The sequence below is a fragment of the Blautia sp. RTP21359st1_E11_RTP21359_211015 genome, assembly GCF_040910705.1.
In the GTDB taxonomy this organism is placed as follows: domain Bacteria; phylum Bacillota; class Clostridia; order Lachnospirales; family Lachnospiraceae; genus Blautia_A; species Blautia_A fusiformis.
This window is the reverse complement of sequence record NZ_JBDGAB010000077.1, coordinates 1-15,725: the sequence shown is the minus strand read 5'-3', so window position 1 is coordinate 15,725 and position 15,725 is coordinate 1. Positions and strand designations below refer to the sequence as shown.

At 40.8% G+C, this 15,725-nt stretch carries 14 protein-coding genes; 3 read left to right on the top strand and 11 right to left on the bottom strand.

Going from position 1 to position 15,725, the window contains the following annotated elements:
• Positions 1–191: 191 nt before the first annotated feature.
• From AB5026_RS17495 to tnpA, 6 genes are all read right to left on the bottom strand, one after another.
• Entirely contained in the window at positions 192–1,184 is a 993-nt protein-coding gene (locus AB5026_RS17495) for a leucine-rich repeat protein (protein ID WP_368214024.1), read from the bottom strand.
• Positions 1,185–1,689: 505 nt separating this feature from the next.
• Positions 1,690–3,147 (bottom strand): RNA-guided endonuclease InsQ/TnpB family protein, encoded by a 1,458-nt coding sequence (locus tag AB5026_RS17490; protein WP_368214023.1) that lies wholly within the window; start codon positions 3,145–3,147, stop codon positions 1,690–1,692.
• A 290-nt stretch (positions 3,148–3,437) separates the two neighbouring features.
• Entirely contained in the window at positions 3,438–3,722 is a 285-nt protein-coding gene (locus AB5026_RS17485) for a hypothetical protein (protein ID WP_368214022.1), read from the bottom strand.
• 217 nt (positions 3,723–3,939) lie between these two features.
• Positions 3,940–4,440 (bottom strand): type III toxin-antitoxin system ToxN/AbiQ family toxin, encoded by a 501-nt coding sequence (locus AB5026_RS17480; RefSeq protein WP_368214020.1) that lies wholly within the window; start codon positions 4,438–4,440, stop codon positions 3,940–3,942.
• 216 nt (positions 4,441–4,656) lie between these two features.
• Positions 4,657–6,915 (bottom strand): DUF2298 domain-containing protein, encoded by a 2,259-nt coding sequence (locus AB5026_RS17475; protein ID WP_368214019.1) that lies wholly within the window; start codon positions 6,913–6,915, stop codon positions 4,657–4,659.
• A gap of 227 nt (positions 6,916–7,142) precedes the next feature.
• On the bottom strand, positions 7,143–7,601 hold the full coding sequence (gene tnpA / locus AB5026_RS17470; RefSeq protein ID WP_368214018.1) for an IS200/IS605 family transposase: 459 nt from the start codon (positions 7,599–7,601) through the stop codon (positions 7,143–7,145).
• A 136-nt stretch (positions 7,602–7,737) separates the two neighbouring features.
• On the opposite strand from tnpA, the gene AB5026_RS17465 reads away from it, so the two are divergent.
• Complete coding sequence (locus AB5026_RS17465; protein WP_368214017.1) at positions 7,738–9,420, top strand: RNA-guided endonuclease InsQ/TnpB family protein; 1,683 nt, start codon at positions 7,738–7,740, stop codon at positions 9,418–9,420.
• Between the two features lie 214 nt (positions 9,421–9,634).
• On the opposite strand, the gene AB5026_RS17460 is transcribed toward AB5026_RS17465, so the two are convergent.
• From AB5026_RS17460 to AB5026_RS17440, 5 genes are all read right to left on the bottom strand, one after another.
• Positions 9,635–10,336 (bottom strand): hypothetical protein, encoded by a 702-nt coding sequence (locus AB5026_RS17460; protein ID WP_368214016.1) that lies wholly within the window; start codon positions 10,334–10,336, stop codon positions 9,635–9,637.
• Positions 10,337–10,338: 2 nt separating this feature from the next.
• Positions 10,339–10,701, bottom strand: coding sequence for a hypothetical protein (locus AB5026_RS17455; protein WP_368214015.1), 363 nt, complete (start codon positions 10,699–10,701; stop codon positions 10,339–10,341).
• Between the two features lie 2 nt (positions 10,702–10,703).
• Entirely contained in the window at positions 10,704–11,006 is a 303-nt protein-coding gene (locus AB5026_RS17450) for a hypothetical protein (RefSeq protein ID WP_368214014.1), read from the bottom strand.
• A gap of 269 nt (positions 11,007–11,275) precedes the next feature.
• A complete protein-coding gene (locus AB5026_RS17445) occupies positions 11,276–12,694 on the bottom strand; it encodes an IS200/IS605 family accessory protein TnpB-related protein (RefSeq protein WP_368214013.1) in 1,419 nt (472 codons plus the stop codon).
• Positions 12,695–12,896: 202 nt separating this feature from the next.
• The gene (locus AB5026_RS17440) at positions 12,897–13,817 is read right to left on the bottom strand and encodes a leucine-rich repeat domain-containing protein (RefSeq protein WP_368214012.1); all 921 of its coding nucleotides are present in this window, start codon (positions 13,815–13,817) and stop codon (positions 12,897–12,899) included.
• Positions 13,818–13,883: 66 nt separating this feature from the next.
• Here AB5026_RS17440 and AB5026_RS17435 point away from each other — a divergent pair, with 66 nt between their 5' ends.
• Entirely contained in the window at positions 13,884–15,410 is a 1,527-nt protein-coding gene (locus AB5026_RS17435) for a CAP domain-containing protein (RefSeq protein WP_368214011.1), read from the top strand.
• A gap of 122 nt (positions 15,411–15,532) precedes the next feature.
• Positions 15,533–15,725, top strand: a 193-nt coding sequence (locus tag AB5026_RS17430; protein WP_368214010.1) for a hypothetical protein, incomplete at its 3' end; no start/stop codon positions are given.

The window sequence follows — 15,725 nt, the reverse complement described above, 5'->3', positions numbered from 1 at the left end:
TTTCTGTTTGAGTTTGCCATATCGTACCTCCTTTCTGTAAATTTCTTATACATTTAATATGCCGAAAAAATTAGAAACGGGACGATTTTTTGCGAAAAAATTTGATAGAAATAAAAAAAATCTCTACGCCGAAACGTAGAGAAATAAAACGTCGTAAACGATATTTTTATGTATTTAAAATGAAAAGCCGTCTAACCCACGACTGAAGTCACGAGAATGCGACGGCTAAATTTTTCAATCATTGAGTCCGCAAACGCAAATGCTGAAATTACTTCTGTCCCTTCCGGTATGTTTACAGGCTTCGTTCTTCTTCCCGGACATACAAGAAGAGTCTTTCTGTCAGCTGAATATACAATGCCATCAACATCAATATAACCAAGAGACCGTGTCTTCTCTGTCAGCTCTATTGTCTTAGCATAAGTTAGTCCATATTTCGCTAGGGATTTCCTGACGCGTTCATTGTCGTCATCAATGACAATAGTGTCAGCGTTAAGCTGAAGGGCAGAGAGCATTTTCATATCTTTTATTACCGCTTTTTTCAAATGTCGTTTTTCTATAGCATGGCTTACTACGCAATCACGCGGCAAAACGATTTCGTCTGCATCTTCGCTGACATCAACGATTATATTATTGCCAACCATAACGACACCGTTCTTGAAGTCAAGCATGCTGACAGCCGAGCCATCAAAAGCCATGCTGTCAACAAGACTTACATTGTCTGTGTTAATGATATTTGTTGACATACAGCCAGCGAACGCTTTATCTTCAATAAATATAACTTTATTCAGGTCAATCACATCTTCCGGTTTTCTGCAGAACACATTGTACAGAGAGCCGCCTCTTGAAACCAGCATTTGTCCTGAAAGAAATGATTTGTTGTCTGACTCTACATATTTTACATTCGGGAACATAAAATTTGAGAAATGAAGCGATTTTACGCCAGAACCAATATAGATTTTCTCTATATCCGGAAACTGCTTCATACATTTTTCCAGAAAAAACACCACTGCGGTTTCGCCATCCGGACAGATAAACCGAGCTTCCTTAACACCTGGTTCAATATCGATATCACTGATTGAAAGATACCCGATGTTGCTAAATACATACAGAGATAAGTATGACATACCGTTACCTGTATACCGCCAGCATCTTTTATCGTCATAAGACCTAACCATTTTTTCCATTATTTTTCTTCCTTTCTTTGTGTTGTTTTATTACATTTTTAATATGCTGTATTTTACGGAAAAGAAAAACCGGCTACCGTAGGCAGCCGTGGTATGTCCTCTATTTTTGTCCCATCTTTGTGGATTTTTGTGAATAGAATTGTTGTTTCTCTGCCTTGCTCATGTTTGGTTTCGTTTTGTAAATTCGCCTCCGAATCGGTGGAGCAGGAACTTCGTTTCCATGTCCAATGAAGTCTCCACCCTTATGCGGTACATTGCTCCTATAGAGGTGGTATCTAAAACGGAGCAAAGCTCCGAAAAATGCCTCTAGGAGTTACCGATAAAAGGTTTTGTTCTTGAAGCCGTGTCGCTTTCGTCTCTCGAACATAAGACAAATGAGCCATATGCTGACCGTGCTAACAAAGGGCTGTTCACCAAGCCCCCTATCCATTGGCAAATGATGCCTAAGGAATACTTTGGTCTATGCTTTGCTTTTAAAGCGCGTGCATAAAGACGCATTATCTGACTATGCTGCATGTCTGCAAGAATAGCTAGAAGTATCGTCGGAAACGAAAATCCAGTTGTTATGCTGTTTATATCTTTTATGTGAGTCTGCAGGATTCAACATGGCAAACCCAATGCTTTCCGGTGTTGCAAGAAAGTGAAAGTCTGACACGCCTTTCCATGCATCCGGGATTGCCTTTCTGAGGATGTTTGCCGCTCCATTGCAGTCTGCGTTGATGCAGTATCCTTCTTTACATGAGTATAATCCGCGTTCAATACGTCGTCCGGAAAATACCGGGCGGCATTTTTCTTTTCCGTAAACAGGCATATAATCAGACGCAGTAATATCTGCTTTTGAAGTATAACTCTCTTCTTGTTCGATGACATCTATCCCTGCACGGAGTGCTTTATATTCTATCATCTGGCGAAGCTGAAAATGTGGGACAGACACAAAGTTCTGGTTATTCCTTCTGTCAATACTTGATTTCTGTTTCCAGAGCTTGTTTACGCCAATCACAAGAACCCCGATGCGGTGTTCAATACAGTACCTGACAATCCCAGTGCTGATTTTATGCATCTGGTCTTTGATGAAACAGCTGTGCTTACGTGAAAGCGTAAGCAGATATCTTGATTCTGCATGCATTTTTGAGTGGCCTTGTGTGATTAATGAGACCGCCTTTGCTTTTTTCTTGGCAAAAAGCTGATTTGATGACAGTACTGCACCGCCCTTGCATATCACAGATGAGTTGTCTGTACATGCTATAGCTGCGATGTTGTCTGTCCCGAAATCAAGCCCTGCCATATAAGGCATATCAGGATAAAACGGGGGTGCCATATCCTCAATCACAAAAGTCATGATGTATTTATCATAATAAGGCTTAAATGTCAGCATACGTAAATTCGACTTATGGTTAACATAATTAATCGGGATGCGTTCTTTTTTCTTAAAACCTGGAAGCTTCAGTTCGTTACCTGTAATGCATCCCTTTTTATCAACAACCGGATAAATTACGGCATCCTGATTTGTGACTGTAAAGGTCTTACGGTTTGATTTGCAGTATCCCGGTATTTTAGGCTTTCCGGTGTAATTGGATGGGTCTTTCTTGTACTTTTTTAAACTGTCAAGCCAGGTTTTAAAATCATGCACCGCATCTTTTAAAACCTGCTGCGCGGTCTGCATCGGAAGCCCTGCAAAGAAGTCAGGATTGTCTGTTGCCCTCATGATTTTATCAAGTGCAGCATATGAGAGGACATGACGTGGCTTAAAGCTTTTATATACGGTTTCTGTCTGTTTTAATTCATCAAACACAAGCTGTTCCAAATCTGTCCGTTTCGTTTTATTCCATCCTGTAAAGACCTGGCGGATTCGAAAGAGGGCAGCATTATACAGATTTTTAGCAAGAGCAGAATTATCTTCACCAAATGTAAAAATCTGTCCAAATGATTCTTTTGATATCACCATCGGAATTGCATTTAACATAATGGACGTCCTCCTTTCAAATCTTCTATTATTAATATGCCGAATTTTTATGAAAAAGCAAAATTTTCTGCGGATTTTTTTATAACACACGAATTAAAGAAAAGGCATTCACCCACACCCATTCGGTATGATAAATCTAAGTAATATCATATCCTATGGACGTGGTACTCTGCCTAATTTGATAGAATTTGTCATAAGATTATGTCTCCTCTCTTTTTGTATTTTCTTCAGCATGCCGATTTTTGCAACAAAAAAAAGAGCCTCAAAGAGGCTCTTTTTTTGTGACTGCGTTACTGTTCTTCGTTGATTACGATACCACCATGAATGACAACACGTTTTCCATCTTCATCATCGAAATATGTTTCACTCTCGGATTCGGAAACATCAAACTTTCCTGTCCAATGGCGGATTTCTTTACCGTTATAGTCATAAACCGTCACGGTCCTTTCCAGCCCGCCACCGATGTCGCTGCGCAAAGATTTCATCTGTCTCTGGGTAGAGGATGTATTAAATACGAATACACCTCCAAGTAGAACTATACAAATAGTAACTGCGATAATCATTGCTTTTTTCATGATACTCTTTTTTCCTTTCTTTGTAAAAATTAGTTATAGAAAATATGCGGGATTTTTTATACAACAAAAAAAAGAGCCATCTTTTGGCTCCTTTTTTCGCATTACCGAATGGCTGCCACCATCGCAAAAGCAAGCATGGCCATTAAGGCAACAACACCACCGGCAACCATCGCAAACGTATTCTTTTTCATTTTTTTTCCTTTATCTTTAGGATATATTAGTCTCTTTTGATATTTATTCTGGTTTCTTGGGACAGATATTCCAGATAATGTTCCTCAAGTTTTTTGAAATCGCAGCAGGTGTAGTTTAATACATGATTTTTGTTGCATCCAATTTTATACACTTGCAATGCCTTATTGTATATTTCGGCTTCATGTGTTCTGCAGAATCTGTATTCGGCACTTAACAAGTCCGCATACTGTTGATTATTTTGAGCGATTACAGAGAAATCTTTTACAGTTAGAACATTTTCCATAGCTGGAAACATAAAAGAGAATCGGATTGTAGATAAGACTCTTCCATTTTCAGTTATCTGAATGTTTGTTCTTTGCCGATTAGTCATATGAGATATCGGGGCGTAATAATTAATGTTGTTAATCGTCAGTACTATTCCGCAAACAAATTTATTGTTTCCTTCGTATTCGATATTTGGTATTTGGCTATCAATAGTTTTAAGAAAATTTATATAATTTTTATCTACATCGTAAAATTTAATCATATTTCTCCAATAAATGCAAAATAGGACGAAATTGTCAAAAATTTCGCCCTATTAATTAAGTTCTCGCTATTACGGTCGCGAAACACCAAGCATTAATCCCTTCATTTACGGCTGAAGAACACCAAGCATTAAATCCTGTTTTACGGCAACAGAAACCTTGGATTATGCTTATATTATATGCTGATATTTTTTAAAAGTCAATACGTTTTATTGTATTTAGTTCACGTCCACCACCGTCCCTCCATCTTTTTCATAAACTACTTTTCCCATTTTTCTTACTCTGTCTTTTACATCCTTTCCGTATTTCTCAACTTCACGCAATCCACAGAACACATATTTGATATTATATTTTTTTATTATCTTTTCCGCATCTTTTGTTCCTTCAAAAAATCCATCCATATCTTTTGTCCTTTTCTCAATCCCGTCCAGGCTGTCCCTCCACAGCCATTCATGAACTTTCCAACCGGCAGGTGTTGAGATTCCAGTGATAACAGAAACCCTTTCATATGCAGTATAGCTGTCCCCCGGAGCCTCTGCTATTGCTTCTTTTATTTCTTCTTTTTCTGCCTTGTCTTTTAACCACAGCAGGGCATCTTTTTCGTCCGCAAATTCTTCGTTATCCAGATAATTTAGGGCATTCAGCCCGGTCCTTCCCATCGGATTCATCCACACCCCAAACCATGAACCGGCAGCATTGAAAAAGTACCCGAACAGTAAAATCTGCAAAGCGAGCAGGATGAATGCGACAATATGTAAAGGCTTTTTTCGGGTTTGCAACAGTGAATACAGAATATATCCACTACACATATTCAGCAAAATAAACGCCTGATAAGTCAGTTTGAACATCGTATTTGCCCGCGAATAAGACCCCTCATAGATATCCCGGACATATACCAGTTCCGGAATGGCGATAAGTCCGATTGCGCAGCAGCACATGATAAACGCAAATACATCTGGAGCCCGGAGTGCTTGCAGGCGTTTTATCAGCCCGTCTTTTGCTTTCAGCCAGCGGTACATTGTTAGGGCAATAAACAGAACTGCCATCGCAACCGGGATACCCCAGAGTATTATCAACTGATGGACTGCCGAGTGATGTTCTGCAACACCAACGCCCTTAAAGATACTTTTAAAATTCATTGTAAATGGCAGTGCTGTCAGATATCCTGTAATCAGAACGATTCCAAATTGTGAAACCATACGCTTCAGCATTTTAGATTTTCCTGAATGCAGATTTCCAAAGATGATTGTAATTATAATCACAACTGTATAAATGATGTAGTCCCAATAGTTCGAGAAATTGCATAAGCCCCAGGCTAAGCCGAGCATGCACAACTGCGGCAGGCAGAACTTCTTTTTTCCGTTGCTATTTTTCTTCAAAAAAGCATACAGTAAAGCCGCAATCAGTATGACAATCATGATATTTACCATATGCGCATGCAGGTCACCGAGCACGAATGAATAGCACGGAAATTCATGAATGGTCTTATCGTCAACATCCGGGTTATAACCGATATAGCGTGTTGCATCCGGGAACCAATAAGACGTGCTGTCCACATCAATATCTTTATGCCACGTATAAGAAGTTGTATTCGTTAGGCCAATAGAGATAAAAGGCTTCAGCAGTCCATACACGATATAATGCCCGTTTCCTCCAAACACTACCGCTGCCGCTGACAGCGCAGAAAAAATAGCACTCTCTTTTCTGCTTATTTTTTCAAACCTGTCTTTCAGCATTTGTTCTGCGATTCCGAAAATACCCGTGAACATCAGTGCCGGAATCAAAGCCCGCATCATATTATAAGCATATTCTGCCTTCGTTGTTTTCCATAGCATCGTTTTTGCGATAAACGCTGCGTAATACTGCCCGCCGTAGTAATAATTGATACTCTTCCCGGCATACCAGATGTCGTCCGGTGGAAGCTTTGATGTCGTCAGCATCTTTTGCAGGAATCCATAGTCCATAAACTTTTCAGTACCGTATCCGGAAGGGTTGAATCCGATAAGGTAAGCCCAGAACAGAAATACGACAAAGAAAATCACTTCATATTTTAAGCATCCGGAAAAGCACTGCTTCCAATCTTCCAGGCATCTCTTCTGCTTCTTCCCGACAGTCATACACAGCATGAAATACAGGCAGATTGCAATGATTCCAGTTTTTCTGGTGAACGGTATGTGTAAACAGACCCCTGCAGCCCACATCATAAATCCTGGAATCAGAACCCCGAAAGTCTTGCCAAACGGCAGCAGGCATTTATTCTCTCCGAACACCGCCACCGCCAACGGCATAGAGCCCAGCATCATCAGCAACATATAAAATTCCCACTGCAGGAATATAACTGCATCAGCCTTTCCTAGCAGCAGGAATGTCGCCGCAACCGCCGCTGCTATCCCGATGCTTGTTTTAAGTATTTTTTTCTTTTTCTTTTGTGGATTTGCAGACACAGACCTTGTCTGCGTGTTTAGATTGTTCCGCATATTGTCTATCCTTTCTTGAGTATTTTTTTTAGTTGTTTTTTTCGGATACAATATGCTGAAATATTGATAAGGTTTTGGATTTTTGAGGGAAAGACTGCGCAGCGAATAATTACACCCATTGTTTTTTTTCTTTTAATTATCATAATGGCGCGTAAAACCACAGCCAATCATGATGCGTATTACTTAGATTTACGCGTCAGGTTGTCCGTCGGATGTAAGCGCCGGTCTTATTTTTTCTTCTTATACCTGCCAGTCTTCTCGTACTTACGCTTATGATATTCTGTGCACTGAGATTCCACATATTCTTCAATTTTGTCTAATGTAACTCCGCCTGTAGTTGCGATAAAATAAGACGGACTCCATAAAGATACGTCACCAAACAAATATTGACTTACATATTTGTCATATTCTGCATTTAAATGTACCTTCTTAGATGTCTGCGTTTTTAATACACGTATGATATCTGACGGCCGTTCCTGCGGAGGCATGGATATCAGCAAATGCAGATGGTCTGTATTCGATTCTGCAGATATCAATTCACCGCCATGCTCTTTACATATCTCTGAGCATAGCATCTTCATAAAGTCCCCAATCTCATCAGATATCACTGGTTTTCTGTATTTTGTAACAAAAACAAGATGGTATGTCATCAGATATACAGAATGTGCTTTTTTCTTATACTCCATATTAAAAATCACCTCACAAATCAAATTTAAGTCAACTTGACTATATGTATAGTATATGCTATAATATAAGCATAGTCAAGGATTGTCCATATAAATTTAAGTCAATGTATTTCTTATAAGAAAGGAGGTATATATTATGCGCACATGGAAAATGATAATCAACCCTAAGAAGAATAAACAAGACGCTGCGTTCTGTCAGTATTTTAAGACAAACACCGCAGATTTCAAGTGCATGTATAATGTTGCCAATTTCTATATCCGGAATACGATGACTGGTATTAAAAAGTCTCCGGAGGAACGTACACACCTGGAGACTGAAGTCCTGCACTATGTTTTTACAGGTATCCAAAAGGCCAATGAAGTCATTGGACAGAAGCGAATGAAAAAGAAGTTTGAGGATTTGAAACTTGCTCAGGTTGGCGGCATGAACTGTGCTGTCATTGCTTATTCTCTCGCCAGCCAGGAACCATTTCAATATCCCACAACCAAAAAGTGGTTTTTGTCGTACAATACGCTGGATGCTATTTTTAAATTTACAGGCAATCCGGTGTATAAAAGAATGAACAGCCAGGTGAACCAAAATGCTATCAGGAAAGTGATTGCTGCATGGGATGGATATTTTGAATCCTTAAAGCAGTATAGGATAAATCCGGCAGGCTACACAGGAAAGCCAAAGATTCCAGGATACAAGAACACAGAAGAATCTACCGCATGGTTTTCAAAACAAGTAGCGAAACTGAAGGAAGAAGACGGGAAGTCATATCTTCAGTTTGTTAATCAGAAAGAACGCTTCTGCATTGGCAAGGCATCCATATATAAAGGACTGCAATATGTAAAAACCGAGATTAAGCCAGTCTACGGAAGGTATTGTCTGCTGGTAACATTTGACGATAAGGTAAAGGCAGTAGAGCCGCCAGCAGACCCTGAGCGGATTCTTGGTCTTGACCCTGGAGTAAGCAACTTTCTGGGTGTTGCAAATAATTTCGGAGCTGTTCCTTTTGTCATCAAGGGCGGAGCTGTCAAATCTGTGAACCAGAGATTTAATAAACGGCGGTCAGCACTACTGTCTGCCCTTACAAAAGGAAGTGACAGTCAGCATTCTGTAAAATACAGTGAACAGCTAAATACTTTAAGTAAAAAACGTGATTCTTTTATGCGTGATTACTTTTATAAATGTGCATGGTATATCTGCAGATATGCACAGGCTGCCGGTGTAGAAGTGATTGTAATGGGACATAATGAAGGTCAGAAACAGGAAGTCACTCTCGGAGATAAAAATAATCAGCATTTTGTAGCGATTCCATATTTAAAGTTCATCACAGTTTTAAAGACGGTTGCTGCTAAATGTGGTATCGCCGTAGTTATCAGAGAAGAAAGTTATACCTCCAGAGCAAGCCTGCTGGATATGGACGATATCTCGACATATGAGCAGGGAGACAATACCAAATATCAATTTTCGGGTAAAAGAATCCACCGTGGATTGTACAAGTCCGGGAGCGGAACCGTTATGAATGCTGACATCAATGGGGCATCAAATATCTTACGCAAAGAATACTTGCATGCCTTTGACAATGTGAAAGATTTTACGTATCTGTATGAGACAACACTTGCGATTGGATATAAAGATTTGTATAACAACGCCAAAGCTATGGATAAAAGACCTGATGGATATCGTTACCATAAAGCAGGATTTGGAAGTAAGGTCCGCCGTAAGTATAGAAAATGGAGCCGTATGGAATACTGTAAACTTTTTGGCAAAAGTAAGTTTGTATGGATGGCAGATAAGAGAGATAAAACGCAGGCTGAACATACTGCGTAGATAAAAAGGTAATCCCCGTAACATGGGATAGAGGGATAGTGTTAGTCCTGCGAGGCGCTTTTCGGACTCGCAAAGAAGCCGCGGTCAACCTATGGTTGCCCATCGGTCAATCACGTTATCCTATATATGCATACGAATAACATGCCAGACCACTGGCAGATTCTAAGCCAATCTTTTTGCCAGCGACCTGACCTCAAAAAAGCAGATAATCGTTTTATAACTTCATATATATTCTTGCATTCCCGCTTTCTTGCTTATACCCATTTTTTTGATAAAAATAAGTTAGTCTATCCATTTCATCTTTTCTTTCATCTTCTTTAACTTTGACAGGATGTTTTACGCCTTCTATATATGAACAATGTAATTGTTTAGCTAATTGGTGTACGTAAAACAATCCGGCGCTCCCAATCCCTTGATTCTCATATATTCTGTCTGTTACATAGTTGTCTCTTAATATCGCAAAATTGCTATTGATAACTTGTGCTTCGCGCTCGTAACCAGACTTCGAGCGGGGATTCAGACCCGCGTGCGAAGCTAAAACCGGAACATTTGACCCGCGGACGATTTTTTGTCGGCCTGGAATTTCCCGTTCTCCGTTGATAGTCAGTACATGCTCTACATAGGCTTCATATACTCTTTGGCCATGTTCCATGAATCCGCATATAGCATATTCGTATGATATCTGCTCCATGGACTCACGAAGTTTTATTCGGTATTCTAGGAAAAATACGATATGTACGTTTTTTCTTTTCGTTTCGCTTACTCCGCAAAACCTGGGATTTCTTAACGATACCAAATTTTTTGTGTTAAGCTTTTTTTTAATGAAAGCATATTCGTTTGTGCTGCAAATTTTATCAATTTCTTTTAAATCTTTTTTTCCGTAAAACAATTCGTCAAAATCTGGTATTTTAAACATTATTATTCTTCTACAAAGAACCCTACTTCCGCTGCACTTCTCCATATATTTTCCAGTACGTGTCTTCTCTTATCCAAATCCCACATTGGATAACATTGCGGAAGATTACCGCTCTTTTCTTTCCTTTTTTTGCATTCCATTATATCATCCAAAAGACATTTTTTAAACACCTTTCTTTCTGCGGCATCATCTTGCCCTATTTGTTTTAATTCTCGAAGTCTCCGAAACGCATATCGGTATGGCGTGGAATATCGGTATTCAAATGGAATCTGGCTAATGGATATCTTGCCGTCCAGAATATCCTTTTCAGCCTGTGTATCATAAGTCCTTCCAAATGGTCTTGAGAAATATCCTTCGTCATGCATCCTTACTTTGCCTCCTGTTCTACTGCCTTTTTTCGTCTGATTTCATCCAGCGCATATGCCTTTAAAGCGGTATCATCCACTTCATCCAGCATATCTTTCAGGATTTCAGATGTGGCAATGTCTGATTTCATAAGTTTCAGTGCTTCTTCTGTATGTCCAGTCTCCATCATCGCCGGTATAATCTTTTTCCAGTTTTCTTTTATCCTTTCCTCCAAATACTGGTTTGTGTTTTTCCTGGATTCGCAAAGATATAGATACCGAAGCGCTGCCGCCACCTCGCCGGCTATTCGCTTACTGCAATACATACGCAGTTTCCAAGGGCATTTATTTTGTAATGCCTTTTTTGCCATAAGCATGTTATATTGAGAAATGTAATACTTCGGCATATACAGAATGTTATTGGGCAGGTGGATTTCCACGATGTCCGATTGGTTCAATTTGCTTGAAATGTGAACCCTCCCCGCCTAATCCGCTTTCGCGAATATAGACGGGGCTTCCAAACTCCGCATGGGCTTTTGCCCATGCCTGCTACTTTAAGCAGGAATGGATTCCTGACCACAGATACAGCGCAAACTCAGTGACTCTGTCGCGCGGCATTGCCTTCAGCCGGAGCTTCAGGTTTTGCCTTGGATGCGCAAAGTACCGCATAAGCGTTAATTAGTGTGGCCAGGCAGCAGCTGGTCCGTCTGTTGAGTTCTGGAACTTTTGCCAGAACTAACAACTCTTCCTTTACAGAAAGAGATTTAAGAAGTACACGGATGAAGAACCGTGCACCGATATTTTTAGATGCGGAAAGGTCGCAGTTATAGACCTTTCCGGTTGTAAATTTACATAATTCATACGTATTAAATCCTGCATCTTTGCCTCGGAGGACTTTTCCGGAGCCATCATATGCAAGACGTGATGTATTTACAGCACAGATATAAGAAACGCGGATTCCAGTTCTGGCAGCAAGCACCTCAACGCGGCGCTGGATATCGCGCTTTCTCCACAGTGAAAGTTTCTGTTTATTGCCACGTTTCTTTTTCTTCATGTTGAGATGCTCAAAAACAATAACGTCCGCTTTGGATTCCATGGCAAATCTGACAATTTCCACAGCTGTCTTAACGGCGATTGCTTCATTGTAGTTATTTGCCAGCCTCCAGAGCCTCGGTGTCTTGTAATTTCCGTTCTGCTGTGCCTTTTTAATAGTGTTCAGTAATCCATACATACGGTCTTTTTCTACAGGATGGTTGATGAATCGCTGTCCTGTGACAGTTCCGTCTTTATGTACCATTGAGCACACTGCGTCTGTGTTGATTCCCAAGTCTACCCCAATCACAGTCTCAACTTCTTTATCTTTCTTGAATTTCGGAAATTTAGAGCCTGCCATTTCGTAAGAAACGCGGAGTTCATACCTGTGATTGCGTTTTACAAGAACCGGAGCAGAAGCCTTCCATGCTTTCATATGGTTGTAAGCATACATAAAATCACAGTCACGTATTACAAATGCTTCCCAAATCCAGTCCTTGCCATTATATAATTTCAGGCTTACGATATTTGTTCCTTCACTGTCAAGAAATGTGTTATTTCTGTAAAAGCACGGCATTGTGTTCTGATTTCGGTTCAGATGTGGTCTGCGGCCATGCTTTCCGCCATCTTCCCATTTCTGTAACTGGGAGCGATAAGACAGAATCAGTCCGACTGCAGTGTTGATTGCGTCCCGTCTGAGATAGCTTGGAAATTTGTAGAATTCATCATCGAAATGCTTATATACCGCATCATTATTTGCCGTGGAGTGGATTAACCGTTCTATTTTCTGTTGTCTCCTCTGCTGTGCTGAAATAATAACTTTTCCGTCATCGCCTGTTATATTGTCAAGAGATTTCAATTCGTCGTAATGACGTACTGCAATAGCAGAGATATAATGTACGGCATTGCGATAAATTGTAATCGTCTTATCGAAAACATGATATGCTTCTGTGATTTTTAATCCATATGATACAGTCGCCATACATTGATACCTCCTTGCTGTAAATTTCTTATATATCTAATATGCCGGATTTTTTAAAGTTTTGTCGTTTTTTGCGAAAAAAAATACAAATTTCACTTTATTGGATTCACAAAACAGCACTTACCCCGCCTAAACGCCAGACATGACGTTTTTAGATGCCTGACGCTATAGACGGGGTGTGCGTGCATTGCTGTTCTAGTTTTTATTTAATCAATGACTCGGGCAATGATATTTCTTTCAGATTGCTACAATGTCCGAAAGCCATTGAACCTATCCGTTTCAGTCCTTTCGGAAGCGTGATTTTTTCAAGTCCGCTATCATAAAATGTTAATTTTCCGATTTCTTTGACCTGGCCTGGAATTACCACTTCATGCAGTCTATCGCAGCCCGTAAAAATCTCCCCTAAAATGGTATCTCCGCCAATATCCTTGATTCCTTTTCCAAAATCTACATGGTTTAATTTTCTACAGTCCCGAAACGCTCTATCTGCAATTGCGACTATAGAATCAGGAAATTCTACAGATTCAATCTCACAGAACTGAAAAGTGCCATAAGCGATTGCCAATGTCCCTTCTGCAATCTTGACATGTCCGGTCCTTCCAATCGGACATCGGATAACTTTCTGTGGCGACCTGGAATATAAGATGCCGTTTATTGTAAAATAATCTTCATCTTCATACTCAATGTGCTCGATAAACGGATTCTCCAGTATTTGTTCCAGCTCCGTCCTTGATAACTCGCCAGCAAAGCTGGACTCGTTACCTGACTTCGAACGGGGATTCAAACCCGCGTACGAAGTTAGAATCGGAATATTTGACCCGCGGACGATATTATCGGCCTGGGACTCCCCGTTCTTCGTTGAAATCTTCTCATTTTGGACCACCATACAGGTACCCGACGCCTTCAGTTCTTTTTTTTTGTCTGTTGTAGCCATTTTTTTTCTCCCTTCTTTGTATCTTGCTTTTTGTTTCCAATATACATATACAGTATGCAGGAAAACGTTGCCGATTTGTCTTTTTCCAGGCAGTAGAATTCCATTGCTGTAAATTTCACCATTCATGAAATATCTTATTTTTTGCGGCTCATTTTTCCTGCATATTACATTTGTCTTAAATATTTGCAAACCATATATATATGTTGTAAAATATATATATAAGCAAAAAAAATTATACAAGGAGGGAAAATATTTATGATAAAGAAACTAAGCAAGACCCGGCTGTTCAATGGCCTGATTGCCGTCCTGCTGGCCATCACACTGATTGTCCCGGCAGTCTTTCAGTCCACCACCCTGGCGGCCTCCAAGCGAACGCCCGCAAGACCGGCGATTACGAAAGTGACCGCGACCAAGAATTCCGCAACGGTCACCTGGAAGAAGTCCAAGTATGCCACTTCTTACCGGATTTATTACAAACAGGCCGGTACGAAGAAGTGGACCACGCTGGCAACTATCAGCAGTAAAAATCTGAAGTACACTCACAAATCTTCCAGGAAGCATCTGCTCAAGGGTGGTAAAAAATATACCTATACTGTCAGGGCATATAATAAATACGGTAAGAAATGGAGTTCTTACGATAAAAAAGGCAAGACCGTCACTATTCCGGCCGTACCGTCTATTGTAAAAACCCGCGTGAAAGCGAACAACTATAAGCAGACTACTGTTACTTGGACAAAATCCATCAATGCTACGAACTACCTGGTTTATTACCGCTCCGCTGACACCACAAAGTGGACCAGGATTGCGAACGTCAGTTCAAAGACCCTGAAATACGTTCACAAGTCCAGCCGCAAGTACCCGGTTGAAGCCGGAAGAACTTACTACTATATGGTAAGGGGTTATAACAAGACATATAAGACTTATGGCAGTTACAACAAAGCAGGACTGCAGGTTGTCATTCCAGAGAGACCGGCTGCAACGCCTACTGCCACTCCGACAGTTGCGCCGACAGCAACGCCGAAGCCGACACAGAAACCGAAGCCTACGGCAACACCAAAGCCGACAGCAACACCAAAACCAACGGCTACTCCGAAGCCCACACAGAAGCCAAAGCCTACCGCGACACCAACCCCAGACCCGGACAGCCCGTCTGAGATTAACAAAAAAATCAAAGAGGTAGTCAAGCTGACAAATCAGGTCAGGGTTAAACATGGTTCAGCCGCTGTTGTTGAAGATGCCGCTCTTGATGCCGGTGCAGCAGTCAGAGCGAAAGAGATTTATATTAAATTTAGTCATGAAAGACCAGATGGAAGCGATTCCGATACTGCCTATTATGCCGCAGGCGCTGGCAACATTCTGCTTGAGAATATCGCAACTGGCGATACACCTAAGCGTGCGGTATATCTATGGGAAAACAGCCGTGGTCATCTTGCTGCAATGATTGACAAAGAAGCGACCCATATCGGCGTTGGCGTCTATAAAAACTTCTGGGTGCAGTGCTTTGCGAAAAACCCAAGCCAGAAGTATACTTTAACAGTATATGCAAACGGTGGGACATTCCCGAGCAAAGGCGGTGTGGAGAAATTCGAAATAAGTGTTCCGGCCAGAATGGAAGTTCCTATTTCAACTATACCATTACCTGTAAAAGATGGTAGTACGTTCCAGAAATGGACCGCAATTACTGCTACTTCCGGGATAGAAGAAGGCGCATCAAAGTTTGTTGCCATGTATGACAATCGGACGCTAAAGGCCAACTGGACAGGCAATGATTCCTCAAACTGACAGTATAAACACGTATATACGCACCACCATGCTTGGTGGTGTGTATTTTTTTTGCAAACCATATATATATGTTGTAAAATATATATATAAACAAAAAAAATACACAAGGAGGGAAAATATTTATGATAGAGAAACCAAACAAAACTCGGCTGCGGAACGGCCTGCTTGTCGTCCTGCTGGCCATCACACTGATTGTCCCGGCAGTCTTTCAGTCCACCACCCTGGCGGCTTCCAAGCAAACGCCCGCAAGACCGGCGATTACGAAAGTGACCGCGACCAAGAATTCCGCAACGGTCACCTGGAAGAAGTCCAAGT